The 11678-nt window shown below is 73.2% G+C and carries 11 protein-coding genes; 4 read left to right on the forward strand and 7 right to left on the reverse strand.

Annotated elements, in window-relative coordinates:
- The first annotated feature begins 116 nt into the window (after positions 1–116).
- The gene (locus AB0L75_RS08080) at positions 117–302 is read left to right on the forward strand and encodes a hypothetical protein (protein WP_365176939.1); all 186 of its coding nucleotides are present in this window, start codon (positions 117–119) and stop codon (positions 300–302) included.
- Positions 303–432: 130 nt separating this feature from the next.
- Here the strand turns inward: AB0L75_RS08080 and AB0L75_RS08085 are convergent, their stop codons facing one another.
- Both AB0L75_RS08085 and AB0L75_RS08090 read right to left on the reverse strand, forming a co-directional pair.
- Positions 433–2076 (reverse strand): DNA repair helicase XPB, encoded by a 1644-nt coding sequence (locus tag AB0L75_RS08085; protein WP_365176942.1) that lies wholly within the window; start codon positions 2074–2076, stop codon positions 433–435.
- A 78-nt stretch (positions 2077–2154) separates the two neighbouring features.
- Complete coding sequence (locus tag AB0L75_RS08090) at positions 2155–4716, reverse strand: helicase-associated domain-containing protein (RefSeq protein ID WP_365176945.1); 2562 nt, start codon at positions 4714–4716, stop codon at positions 2155–2157.
- A 187-nt stretch (positions 4717–4903) separates the two neighbouring features.
- On the opposite strand from AB0L75_RS08090, the gene AB0L75_RS08095 reads away from it, so the two are divergent.
- Both AB0L75_RS08095 and AB0L75_RS08100 read left to right on the forward strand, forming a co-directional pair.
- Complete coding sequence (locus tag AB0L75_RS08095; RefSeq protein WP_365176948.1) at positions 4904–5941, forward strand: hypothetical protein; 1038 nt, start codon at positions 4904–4906, stop codon at positions 5939–5941.
- 155 nt (positions 5942–6096) lie between these two features.
- Positions 6097–6717: an HAD family hydrolase gene (locus AB0L75_RS08100; RefSeq protein ID WP_365176950.1), complete on the forward strand. Its 621-nt coding sequence runs from the start codon at positions 6097–6099 to the stop codon at positions 6715–6717.
- Positions 6718–6721: 4 nt separating this feature from the next.
- Here the strand turns inward: AB0L75_RS08100 and AB0L75_RS08105 are convergent, their stop codons facing one another.
- Entirely contained in the window at positions 6722–6973 is a 252-nt protein-coding gene (locus AB0L75_RS08105; protein WP_365176953.1) for a hypothetical protein, read from the reverse strand.
- A 170-nt stretch (positions 6974–7143) separates the two neighbouring features.
- Here AB0L75_RS08105 and AB0L75_RS08110 point away from each other — a divergent pair, with 170 nt between their 5' ends.
- Complete coding sequence (locus tag AB0L75_RS08110) at positions 7144–7527, forward strand: cold-shock protein (RefSeq protein WP_365176956.1); 384 nt, start codon at positions 7144–7146, stop codon at positions 7525–7527.
- 6 nt (positions 7528–7533) lie between these two features.
- On the opposite strand, the gene AB0L75_RS08115 is transcribed toward AB0L75_RS08110, so the two are convergent.
- From AB0L75_RS08115 to AB0L75_RS08130, 4 genes are all read right to left on the reverse strand, one after another.
- Positions 7534–8394, reverse strand: a complete 861-nt coding sequence (locus AB0L75_RS08115; protein ID WP_365176959.1) for a 1,4-dihydroxy-6-naphthoate synthase — start codon at positions 8392–8394, stop codon at positions 7534–7536.
- Positions 8384–9130 (reverse strand): futalosine hydrolase, encoded by a 747-nt coding sequence (locus tag AB0L75_RS08120; RefSeq protein ID WP_365176962.1) that lies wholly within the window; start codon positions 9128–9130, stop codon positions 8384–8386. The genes AB0L75_RS08115 and AB0L75_RS08120 overlap by 11 nt, the downstream gene beginning before the upstream one ends.
- On the reverse strand, positions 9103–9576 hold the full coding sequence (locus AB0L75_RS08125) for a DUF2771 domain-containing protein (RefSeq protein WP_365176965.1): 474 nt from the start codon (positions 9574–9576) through the stop codon (positions 9103–9105). Before AB0L75_RS08125 ends, AB0L75_RS08120 begins: the two co-directional genes overlap by 28 nt.
- A gap of 504 nt (positions 9577–10080) precedes the next feature.
- Positions 10081–11487 (reverse strand): MFS transporter, encoded by a 1407-nt coding sequence (locus AB0L75_RS08130; RefSeq protein WP_365176968.1) that lies wholly within the window; start codon positions 11485–11487, stop codon positions 10081–10083.
- Positions 11488–11678 lie beyond the last annotated feature (191 nt).

The raw sequence follows: 11678 nt of genomic DNA on the forward strand, positions 1-11678 counted from the left end.
GGATGAGGGGTCCCCGAAGTAGGGGCCGTGGTCCACCCGGGGGCCTACGCGGAGCTGTCCGGGATTGGCTCTGGAGACCGATGCGGGTCTTGTACCCGGCGAGCCACCATGGAGACATGAGCGCAGCAACCATCTCACCCTCCTCCCCGGTCCGACCCCCGTCCGGCGCCACGGCGACGGACGGCCCCCATCACCACCCCCTGGGCAACGCCCTGCGCGCCCTCAAGGTGTTCGCGGAGGCCGCGTTCAGCGTGGTCATCCTCGGTGAGTACGGCGAGGAAGCGGGCATACGCCGTAAGTGACGGCCCAGGGCCGCATCCGAGACCGGCCCCTGGTCGTCCACCGGGCCGAGGGCACTGCCGTGCGTCCTGAAGGCGGCCTTCCTCGCGGGCACGCGCTCCTGCTCGCGACCCCCCATCGGGAGCCGTCGGCTCAGCCCTCCGCCAGGATCTCGTCGGCGTCCACGATCCGGTAGGAGTAGCCCTGCTCGGCCAGGAAGCGCTGGCGGTGAGCGGCGAAGTCCTGGTCGATGGTGTCGCGGGCGACGACCGAGTAGAAGTGGGCCTGGTGGCCGTCGGCCTTCGGGCGCAGCACCCGGCCGAGCCGCTGGGCCTCCTCCTGGCGGGAGCCGAAGGTGCCGGACACCTGGATGGCGACGGTGGCCTCGGGCAGGTCGATCGAGAAGTTGGCGACCTTGGAGACGACGAGCACGCTGATCTCGCCCTCGCGGAAGGCGTCGAAGAGCTTCTCGCGCTGGGCGTTGGAGGTCTCGCCCTTGATCACGGGGGCGTTCAAGTGCTCGCCCAGTTCATCGAGTTGGTCGATGTACTGGCCGATGACGAGGATCTGCTGCCCGGCGAACCGGCGCACGATCGCCTCCGTGACCTTCCGCTTGGTGTCCGTCGTCGCACAGAAGCGGTACTTCTCCTCCGTCTCGGCGGTGGCGTACGCCAGCCGCTCGGAGTCGGTGAGGTTCACCCGGACCTCGACACAGTCGGCCGGCGCGATGTACCCCTGCGCCTCGATCTCCTTCCACGGCGCGTCGAACCGCTTCGGCCCGATGAGCGAGAACACGTCCGATTCGCGGCCGTCCTCACGGACCAGGGTGGCCGTGAGCCCCAGTCGCCGCCGCGCCTGAAGATCGGCGGTGAACTTGAAGACAGGAGCGGGCAGCAGATGCACCTCGTCGTAGACGATCAGCCCCCAGTCCCGCGAGTCGAACAGCTCCAGGTGCGGGTAGACGCCCTTCCGCTTGGTCGTCAGCACCTGGTAGGTGGCGATGGTGACCGGGCGGATCTCCTTCCTCGTCCCGCTGTACTCGCCGATCTCGTCCTCGGTCAGCGAGGTCCGCTTCACCAGCTCGTGCTTCCACTGCCGGGCGGAGACGGTGTTGGTGACGAGGATCAGGGTGGTCGACTTGGCCTGCGCCATGGACCCGGCGCCGACCAGCGTCTTCCCGGCGCCGCAGGGCAGCACCACGACCCCGCTGCCGCCGTGCCAGAAGTTCTCCACGGCCTGCTTCTGGTACGGCCGAAGCGCCCAGCCGTCCTCCAGCAGCTCGATCGGATGCGCCTCGCCGTCGACGTATCCGGCGAGGTCCTCGGCGGGCCAGCCCAGCTTCAGCAGCACCTGCTTGATCTGCCCGCGCTCGGAAGGGTGCACGACGACGCTGTCCGGGTCGATGCGGGCGCCCACCAGCGGGGCGATCCGCCTGGACTTCAGCACCTCCTCCAGCACCGGCCGGTCGGTGGTGGTCAGCACCAGCCCGTGCGCCGGATGCTTGCTCAGCGTGAGGCGCCCGTACCGGTCCATCGTCTCGGCGATGTCCACGAGCAGCGCGTGCGGCACCGGATACCGGCTGTACTGCACCAGCGCGTCCACGACCTGCTCGGCGTCATGCCCGGCGGCCCGCGCGTTCCACAGCCCGAGCGGCGTGACCCGGTAGGTGTGGATGTGCTCCGGCGCCCGCTCCAGCTCGGCGAACGGCGCGATGGCCCGACGGCAGTCGTCGGCCCGCTCGTGGTCGACTTCCAGGAGCAGGGTCTTGTCGGACTGGACGATCAGCGGTCCGTTCACGAGCGGCTCACCCTTTCCATCACGGCCTTTTTCATCTCGGCCAAACGTCCAGTGTGCCGCATCGGCCGCCGAACCGGGTCAGCCCTCCGCCAGCTCCGCCACCCCCGTGATCCGGTGCAGCGGATAGGTGCGAACCTCGTCGGCGGTGTGGTCGTACGCCGTGACGAAACCGCCCTCCACCCGGACCGGGGCGATGACGCGCTGGCTGGCGGTGCCCTCGGCGTTGACGTAGCCGATCCAGAGGGACCCGCCGGTCAGCACGGCGGCCTGCATGGTCGCCAGGGTCTCGGCGGAGGAGGTGCGCGGCAGTTCGCCGCCCGCGAGCGGGGCCCCGGCCCCGGCGGGCTTGCGCGGCGCGGTGGCGGCCAGGTCGCCCGCCCGGATCGCCCGGATCGCCGCCGCGAGCAGCGTGGCGTCGGGCGTCGGCGGTCCGTCCGGTACCGGCTCGGGTGCGGTGCGCGGCGGGGTGCGACGGGCGTGTGCGCGGGCGATCAGGACGTCGCCCTCGGCGGACTCGGCGGCCGGTGCGTATCCCATCGCGCGCAGGCCCTCCAGCAGCGTGGCCGGGTCGGTCTGGGCGGCCAGCACGGTCGGTGCGAGCCGGCGCAGCCGCAGGGCCACGGTGCGCCGGTCGGCCAGGATCTCGTTCAGCAGGGTGTCGTCGTCGCAGCGGACGTAGGCCGAGGCCGCGCCGACCCGGAGGTGACCGTGCTTGCGGGCCACGTCGTCGACCAGATAGGCGAGCGGCTGCGGGACCGGGGTGCGGGAGTGCTGGGCGAGGAAGGCGTGCAGGTCGGCGGCGCTGCGGCCGGCGTCCAGGGCGCGCCGTACCGAGGCCGGGGTGAAGCGGTACACGGTCGCGCCGCCCTTGGACTCGACGTCGGCGAGGACGTCCAGCACTTCGGCGAGCGGACGCTGCAGCGGGCCGGGCGCCACCGCCGTCAGGTCGGCCTGGAGCAGGACATGGTCCAGTGGTTCGGGCAGCAGCGGCGCCAGCAGCCGCCCGGCGGCGGCCGCCGCCACGGCCTGCTCGGCGGGGGAGAGCGGAGCGGGGCCGGCGGCCGGCCGCTGGTGATGGTGCACGGGCAGCTTGTCACCGGGGCCGGAGGGCTCCGGCGCGCCGGCGGGCGCCGACGCGGTGTCCCGGGCGCCCAGCAGCGTCCGCCCGTGCTCCGACAGCGCGCCCCGCCCCGTGATGCCGAGCATCTCCGCCTCGGCCAGGGTCCAGCGGGCCAGCCGGATGCGCAGATCCTCCTCGCCGCCGAGCGGGGCGTCCCGCTGGGCCCCGCGCAGCGGCCGCTCCCAGCGCAGCCGGGCCAGCACCGACTCGGCGTCCGGGGCCGCGCCCGCCGGCAGCCCGGCCAGCAGGGTCAGCACCCGGTGCCGTACCTCGGGCGCGGCCGAGCGGTCCAGGCCCGGGCCGAGCGCGGCGAGCGCACGCTCCTTCGCGTCCCGCCCGCCGACCAGCCCCGGCGTCCGGGTGGCCGCCAGCCAGGCCTGCGCCAGCTGGGCCCAGCGCTCGGCGGCGGGCCGCTCCAGCCACTCGTCGTAGGCGGGCGTGGCCGCGTACCGCTCGTCGGCCTCGCCGTCGGAGGCGATCAGGCCGGCCGCGTACGCCAGTTCCACCCAGAACGCGGCGACCGGCTCGGACACATCCAGGGCGACGGCGGTCCGCTTCAGATCACGCACGCTCAGGCCGCCGGCCCGCAGTACGGCCGGGCCGCCCTCGTCCCAGTCCTTCAGCAGCTCCTCGACGGTGGCGAGCGCGGTGTACGCCTGCCCGGCCGCCGTCGCGTCCACCACCTGCGGACCGTGCGTCGCGGCCGGCTCCACGGCGGGCGGCAGCGGCTCGGCCGCGCGATGCGCCCGGCCCTCGCGCAGATGCAGGGCCACCTCACGCGGCAGGACGACCGTGCCGGGCGTGGCCGGCAGCAGCAGACCGCGGTCCAGGAGCCAGCGCAGATGCGCGGCCGGGTCCGCGGTGACCTGCCCGTACGGCGGCCCCCACACCAGCCGGGACAGCACCTCGCGGGCCGGTGCCGGGGCGCCGGCGAGCAGCTCGGCCATCTTCTTCCGGTCGGCGAACAGCGCGGTGAGCGCGGCCAGGGCGGACACCGAGTCATGGGTCGAGGGCAGCCCGGCCGCCGTGACGATCTCCTGGATCCGGCCCGGCGACATGCCCGCGGCGGCCTCCTGCACGCTGGGCCCGAGCCCGGTCGGGGAGGGGTGCTGCGGGGCCGGCGCGAGGAGTTCACGGGCGGTGCGCACCAGCCGCAGCCGCTCGTCGTCGCCCCACACCAGCGCCTGTTCGCGCAGGGTGGCGAGGGCACGCGGCAGCGGGCCGGCGACGGCCCCGTCTCCCGCGTCGCCCGCCATCAGCCCGAGCAGCGTGTCGTACGACGCCGGGTCCGGGGCCACGGCCAGCGCCTCCGCCGTCTGCAGCGCGAACCGGTCCAGCCGTTCCAGCGCGCGCAGCACCGAGGCACGGGTGCCGGCGCGGGTGGCCAGCTGGGTGAGGTCGGTGGGGACCGGCGTGATGAGGTCGGGTCGGCTGCGCAGCAGCGCGGCCAGCGAGACGTCGTCCCGCGCGCGGAGCGCCTCGGCGAGGGAACGGGGGGCTGGGTGGGCCGCATGGCTCATCTGACCCACGGTAGCGGGTGCGCACGTTCCAGCCGAGCGAGTCGGGCGGCGAGCGGGTGGGTGAGCGGGCGGGGACGGGGTGCCGGGGCGGAGCGCGCGGTGACGGCAACACCGGCGCCGGGCAGGCGAGAAGAAGCGGTACCGTCCTCGTCGGGGGTTCATCACCGTCACCCCGGAGGGGCTGTCCGTGGGGATCGAGAGCGACCAGGTCGTCTACGAGTATCTGAGCCGTGTCGGAGACATCGCTCACCAGCGGCAGCTGCCGTCGAACACGCGGATGCGGCTCGTGTCGGAACTGCGCAGCGAGATCGACCGGCATCGGGCCGAGGCCACGGTCGACAGCCCCGCCGCGGTCCGCCGCATCCTGGACCGCCTGGGCACCCCCGACGAGGTCGTCGAGGCAGCGGGCGGCACGTCCGGCACATCAGGCACCGGCCGGAGCCCGCGGCCGCCTGTGGCCGCCGTACCCGTACAGCCCGCGTCGGCGGACGAGAAGCGGCCGAAGGGCAAGAGCCTGCGCCGGGTGGTCCCCCGCCCCCGCCCGCGCTCCGCCGAGCCCGCCACCCCACGCGAGACCCCGTCCCCGCCCCACCTCGCCGCCGCACACGAACTCGGGGACAGCGCCGTACAGCCCGACTGGTGGCGGCTCGGCGGCAGCCCCTTCGGCGCCGCCGAGACGACCGACTCCGTGCCGGGGTTCGTCGGCGGCGTGGAGATCCCGGAGCTGCTCAAGCGCCCGCCGAAGCCGACGGAGGAGCCGGGGAAGCCGACCGAGAAGCCGGCGAAGCCGACCCCGGACACCGTCGAGCCGCAGGCGGACGGCACCGGGGCCGAGGCCGTGGCCGAGCCCGCCCGGCGCCGCCGCCGACTCCTCCCCCGTCCCGCGGCGGGCTGGACCAACCCCCTCCTGCTGCTGGCCGCCGCCGCACTGGTCGCCGGTGCGGTGCTCGGCAACTGGTACGCCCTGCTGCTCGGCTGGGCTATCGCCTACGCCTCCCGGCGGCTGACGCCCGCGGAGACCAAGCTGGCGGTGATGGTTCTGCCGGGCACCGCTGTCGCGGCCGGGGTGGTGTGGCTGTGGGGCAGGGACAACGGTCGCTGGGGCCGGCCGATCGCCCACGGCCACATGAACGACGCGATCGCCGGGACATGGCCATGGGTCGTACGGGGCGCGGCACTGGCCTCGGCCCTGTATCTGGTGTGGCGTTCCCAACGCCGCAGGTGAGCGGGTGACGCCGGTGCGATTGAGGCCAACGGCACTGCAACCCCCCAGGGGCGCGGGGCTGTGTCGATATGCGGCTCCGCCGCGTGGGCGCGACCAGCCACGACGGACCCGCACCCGGAAACCGCCCGGCCGAACCGCCGGAGGCACCCGGCACAATGGCCGACATGACTTTGACCGTCGGCTTCGACCTCGACATGACGCTCATCGACTCCCGGCCAGGCATCCGCGCCTGCTACCTGGCCCTGGCGGAGCGGACCGGGACGTACATCGACGCCGATCTGGCGGTGACCCGGCTCGGCCCGCCGCTCGTCGACGAGTTGGTCAACTGGTTTCCGGAAGAGCAGATCCCGGTGATGGCCGATCTGTACCGGGACATGTACCCGTCGATAGCCATCGCCGCGACGCCCGCCATGCACGGCGCGAGCGAGGCGATCGCCGCGGTGCGCGCGCTCGGCGGCCGGACGATCGTGGTCACGGCGAAGTACGAGCCCAACGCCAAGCTGCACCTGTCCCACCTCGGCATCGAGCCGGACGTGGTCGTGGGCGACCTGTGGGCCGAGCAGAAGGCGGAGGCGCTGCGCGAGTACGGCGCGAGCGTCTACGTCGGCGATCACGTCGGAGACATCCGCGGGGCCCGTGCGGCGGGCGCGCTGTCCGTCGCCGTGGCGACCGGGCCCTGCCCCGCCGACGAGCTGCGCGCGGCCGGTGCGGACGTCGTCCTCGACGACCTCGCCGCCTTCCCGGACTGGCTGACCGGCTACCGGGCGACCGGCTGACCGGTCACCGGGCGGCGGCCCGCGCCTGACGGCGGCCCGCGGTCACCGAGCGCAGCACACCCGCGCCGGCCAGCAGGAATCCGACCCCCATGAGCATGCTCATGCAGTACATGTACGTCGGAAACGGCTTCGCGCCGAAGAACAGCGGTGCCACCGTGACGAGAGTGGACACGGCGCCGACGAAGAAGACGATCGCACCGGAACGGATCATTCGGTCACCGGGCGCGGCGGAATTCGTTTGGGTTTTGTCACGCACCGGACCAGGGTAGTTCCCAGCGCGAGAGAACAACCGGGGGACGTCTTGTCACCCGCCCCGAGACCATTACGCTTGGTAGCGGCGGGTCACGATCGACCCGCTCTAGTGCTATCAAGAGCACTTTCCGAGCAGTAGCGGTTCCCCAACTAGTACGAGGACGAGGACAGACGGTGCCGACCGGGCGTGTCAAATGGTTCAACAGCGAGAAGGGCTTCGGCTTTCTCTCCCGCGACGACGGCGGTGACGTCTTCGTCCATTCCTCGGTTCTCCCCGCCGGAGTGGAGGCACTCAAGCCGGGACAGCGCGTGGAGTTCGGCGTCGTCGCCGGTCAGCGCGGTGACCAGGCGCTGTCGGTGACCGTGCTGGACCCGACGCCGTCGGTCGCCGCCGCCCAGCGCAAGAAGCCGGACGAGCTGGCCTCGATCGTGCAGGACCTGACGACCCTTCTCGAGAACATCACGCCGATGCTGGAGAAGGGCCGTTACCCGGACAAGGTCTCCGGCAAGAAGATCGCCGGCCTGCTGCGGGCGGTCGCCGACCAGCTGGACGTATAAGAACCGTCAGGACCCGTCGGGGAAAGCGAGCGCATCCGGGCCGAGGGGCGGCAGCAGCCCCTCGGCCGCCGCGCGTGTGAGTAGCCCGCGGATCGCCGCGTAGCCGTCCTCGCCGAGGTCGGCGGTGAACTCGTTCACATACAGCCCGATGTGCTGATCGGTCACGGCCGGGTCCATCTCCTGGGCGTGCGCCATGACGTACGGCCGGGACGCCTCGGGGTCGTCCCAGGCGGCCCGTACGGAGGCGCGGATGGCTTCGGCGAGCCGGCCCAGGATCTCGGCGCCCAGCGCGCGCTTGGCGACGATCGCGCCGAGCGGGATCGGCAGCCCGGTGGTGTGCTCCCAGTGCTCGCCCATGTCGGCGAGCTTGTGCAGCCCGTAGTTCTGGTAGGTGAACCGGGCCTCGTGGATGACCAGTCCGGCGTCCACCTTGCCGTCCCGCACGGCCGGCATGATCTCGTGGAACGGCAGGACCACGATCTCCCCGACCCCGCCGTCCCGCAAGGTGTCCGCCGCCCAGAGGCGGAAGAGGAGATAGGCGGTCGACTTCTCGCTCGGCACCGCGACCGTACGGCCCGTCAGATCGACCCCGGGCTCCCGCGTGAGCACCAGCGGCCCGCAGCCCCGGCCCAGCGCACCGCCGCACGGCAGCAGCGCGTACTCGCCGAGGACGTACGGCAGAACGGCGTACGACACCTTCAGCACGTCGAGCTCGCCGCGCTCGGCCATGCCGTTGGTGAGGTCGATGTCGGCGAAGGTCACGTCCAGTGCGGGGGCGCCGGGGACGCGGCCGTGGGCGAGGGCGTCGAAGACGAAGGTGTCGTTCGGGCAGGGGGAGTACGCGATCTGCAGTGGCTCACTCGTCATGTCTGTTCCAACTCTCCAGTACGGGCGCGAGCTTCCCGAACGCTTCGGTGAGGGCGGTGAGGGCGTCGCCGATGCGCCAGGCGGCGCGGTTGCGCGGGCCGACCGGGTTGGAGACCGCGCGGACCTCCAGCACGGGCGCCCCGTGCGCGGCGGCCGCCTCCGCCACCCCGAAGCCCTCCATGCCCTCGGCGAGCGCACGCGGGTGCCGGGTGCGCAGCTCGGCGGCGCGGGCGGCGGTGCCGGTGACGGTGGAGACGGTCAGGACGGTGCCGGCCGGGGCGCCGGTCGCCTGGGTGGCGGCCCGTACCAGTGATCTCGGCGGGCGGTGGGTGACGGTCCCGAAACCCAGGTCGGTGACCGGAAGGAAGCCGTCGGCGGTCTCGGCGCCCAGGTCGGCGACGGTGATCCGGTCGGCGACGACGAGCGAGCCGACGGGCGCCTCGGGCTGGAAGCCGCCGCCGATCCCGGCCGAGACGACCAGGTGGTAGGGGGTGCCGGCGAGCCGGGCTGCGGTGAGGGCGGCGGAGGCGGAGGCGGCGGCACGGGCCGGGCCGACGCCCGCGTCGAGCAGGTCCCAGCCCGCGGCCGTACGGATCAGCTCCGTTCCGGGCAGCGGGACATGCTCCACGGGTGAGGCGAACGCACGCGCCACCGCGTCCCGCTCGGCGGGGACCGCGGTGGCGACCAGAATCCGTGCGGACGTCGTGATCAGGCCTTCTTCAGCTTGAACGACCACATGCCCTGGTTGGACTTCTCACCCATGCGGATCGTGACCGTGTTGGTGTCGCCCTGGGTGCCGTACTGCTGGTTGAAGAACGCGCTGCCCGGGATGGTGCGGTAGGTCTTCTTGCTGACGTCGGTGAACTGCTGGCCGTTCACCAGGAGGACCCAGCCGGCGTCCGCGATCTTCGGGTCGACGCCGAAGCGGACCGTCTCGTCCTGGTCGACCTTGATGGACTCGGCCTTGTCGACGTTCTTGACGCAGCTCATCAGCGACTTGGCGTCCAGCGCCTTGCCGTCGTTGTAGCACATGGCCTCGGAGTTGACCGAGCTTCGGCCGACAGTGACAGTCGCGACGGGCGTCGGCTTCTCACAGGCCGTGAGCAGGAGCAGTCCGGCGGAAACGGCGCCGGCGGCGGCGACGGCGCGGCGGCGTCGCACTACGGATTGCAGCGTGGTCATGGCCGAAGGCTATCGGGCGCCCGGAGCCGTCCGGCCACGCGGGGTGCGGCGTGCCCGGTTCGTTACGCCAGCCGAGCCTGCCGCCGGCAAACCGTGTCCGGTTCGTTATACCGGGCCAGTTCAGGCCCCCGACTCCGGGCGCGGTTGCGGCGCCGGGGCCGATCGGGCCCCCTGGGACCGGCTGCGCCCGTGGTGCCGGGGTAGTTCGGGCCGCGCGGGATCGGCTGCGCCCGCGGTGCTGGGTCTGGTTGGGCCGCGTGAGAGCGGGTGTGGTCGTGGTGCCGGGGCTGGTCGGCTCCCGGGACCGGCTGCGCCCACGGTGCTGGGCCTGGTCGGGCCGCCTGGGATCGGCTGTGCCCACGGTTCTGGGGCTGATTGGGCCGCCTGGGACCGGCTGCGCCCGCCGTGCCGGGGCAGTTCAGGCCCCCAGGACCGGCTGTGCCCGCCGTGCCGGGGCTGGTCGGGCCGGGCGGGAGCGCGGGTGCGGCCGCCGTGGCGCGGCGGTCAAGTCACGCGGGAGCGGGTGCGGCCGCCGTGGCGGGCCGAGGCCAGGAGGCCCTTCAGGGTGGTCAGCCAGCCGACGGCCACGAAGGCCGCGCCGATCAGCAGCCCGAGGGTCCCGTTGAGCGGCAGCACGATGCCGACGGCCCCGCCGAACACCCACGCCATCTGCAGCAGCGTCTCCGATCGGGCGAACGCCGAGGTGCGCACCAGCTCCGGCACGTCCCGCTGGATCAGCGCGTCCAGCGCCAGCTTGGCCAGCGCCTGCCCGAACCCGGCGACGGCTGCCAGGCAGGCCACCAGGAACGCCCCGAAGAACAGGCCGGCCACGAGCGCCGTACCGAGCACCACCGCGACGACGGTCACGATGATGATCTCCGGGGCGCGTGATTTCAGCCAGGCCCCGACGGCCGTCCCCAGCGCGTTGCCCACACCGGCGGCGACCCCGACTATCCCGAGCGAGACCGCCGCGCTCTCCCCGGTCAGCGGATGCTCGCGCAGCAGGAAGGCCAGGAAGAAGATCAGGAAGCCGGACAGGCAGCGCAGGGCGGCGTTGGCGCCGAGCGCGTGGGTGACGGCGGGCCCCACGGTCCGCAGCCCCGGCCGTTTCGCCGCCTGCTCCTTTCTGCGAGGCCCGTGCAGATGCTGCTCGTCGGCCGCGAGCAGCGCCCGGTCCTCGCCCTTGGCCGAGTCCACCTTGTGGGGCAGGGAGAACGACAGGATCGTTCCCCCCACGAAGATCACGAAGGCGCCGTACAGCGGCCAGGGATCGCCGACCTTGTGCAGCCCCGCCGCGACCGGCGCGGCGATGCCGGTGGCCAGCAGCCCGGCCAGGGTGACCCGAGAGTTGGCCTTCACCAGCGAGAACCGGGGCGGCAGCAGCCGCGGTACCACCGCGCTGCGCACCACGCCGTACGCCTTCGACGCGACCAGCACACCCAGCGCGGCGGGATACAGCTCCAGGCTGCCGCTCGCCACGGCACCCGAGATCACCAGCGCGAGCAGCGCACGGGCCAGCATGGCCCCGGCCATCGCGGCACGCCGGCCGTGCGGCAGCCGGTCGAGCAGCGGGCCGATCACGGGCGCGAGGACGGTGAAGGGCGCCATGGTGATGGCCAGGTACAGCGCGACCCGCCCGCGGGCCTCGTCCGTCGGCACGGAGAAGAACACGGTGGAGGCGAGCGCCACGGTGATCATGACATCGCCGGCGCCGTTCACGGCGTGCAGCTCGATCAGCTTGCCCAGCCCCGACTCGCCCGCGCCATGGGCGTGCGTGGCCTTGCGGATGCCCCGCGCCGCTCCGGTGACCGGAAAGTGCAGGGCACGCCCGACGGAACGGACGGCGCCGCCGACCCGGCTCGCACCGCCACCCCGAACACCACGCCTGTCAGCGGTCGCCACGTGCTTCATAGTGCCCTGAGAAGCGGCCGGATAGTGCGGTACGGCGCGGATGACGGCGAACCGTGCCTCTGATCACGCCGCCTACCGCCATCGAAGGTCATGCGTGGCAGGGCCGATGGTCATGGCCGCCCGGGTGGGAGACAATGCCGCGTAGCGGCGGCGAATCTCATTCGGTGTAGCGTGCGTATCTCAGCCATAAC

This window comes from Streptomyces sp. NPDC052101 (assembly GCF_040680235.1).
Classification (GTDB): domain Bacteria; phylum Actinomycetota; class Actinomycetes; order Streptomycetales; family Streptomycetaceae; genus Streptomyces.

Coding starts and splice junctions, on each gene's coding strand:
- AB0L75_RS08080 (WP_365176939.1), top strand. CDS start 117: ATGAGCGCAGCAACCATCTCACCCTCCTCCCCGGTCCGACCCCCGTCC.
- AB0L75_RS08090 (WP_365176945.1), bottom strand. CDS start 4,716: ATGAGCCATGCGGCCCACCCAGCCCCCCGTTCCCTCGCCGAGGCGCTC.
- AB0L75_RS08100 (WP_365176950.1), top strand. CDS start 6,097: ATGGCCGACATGACTTTGACCGTCGGCTTCGACCTCGACATGACGCTC.
- AB0L75_RS08115 (WP_365176959.1), bottom strand. CDS start 8,394: ATGACGAGTGAGCCACTGCAGATCGCGTACTCCCCCTGCCCGAACGAC.
- AB0L75_RS08125 (WP_365176965.1), bottom strand. CDS start 9,576: ATGACCACGCTGCAATCCGTAGTGCGACGCCGCCGCGCCGTCGCCGCC.
- AB0L75_RS08130 (WP_365176968.1), bottom strand. CDS start 11,487: ATGAAGCACGTGGCGACCGCTGACAGGCGTGGTGTTCGGGGTGGCGGT.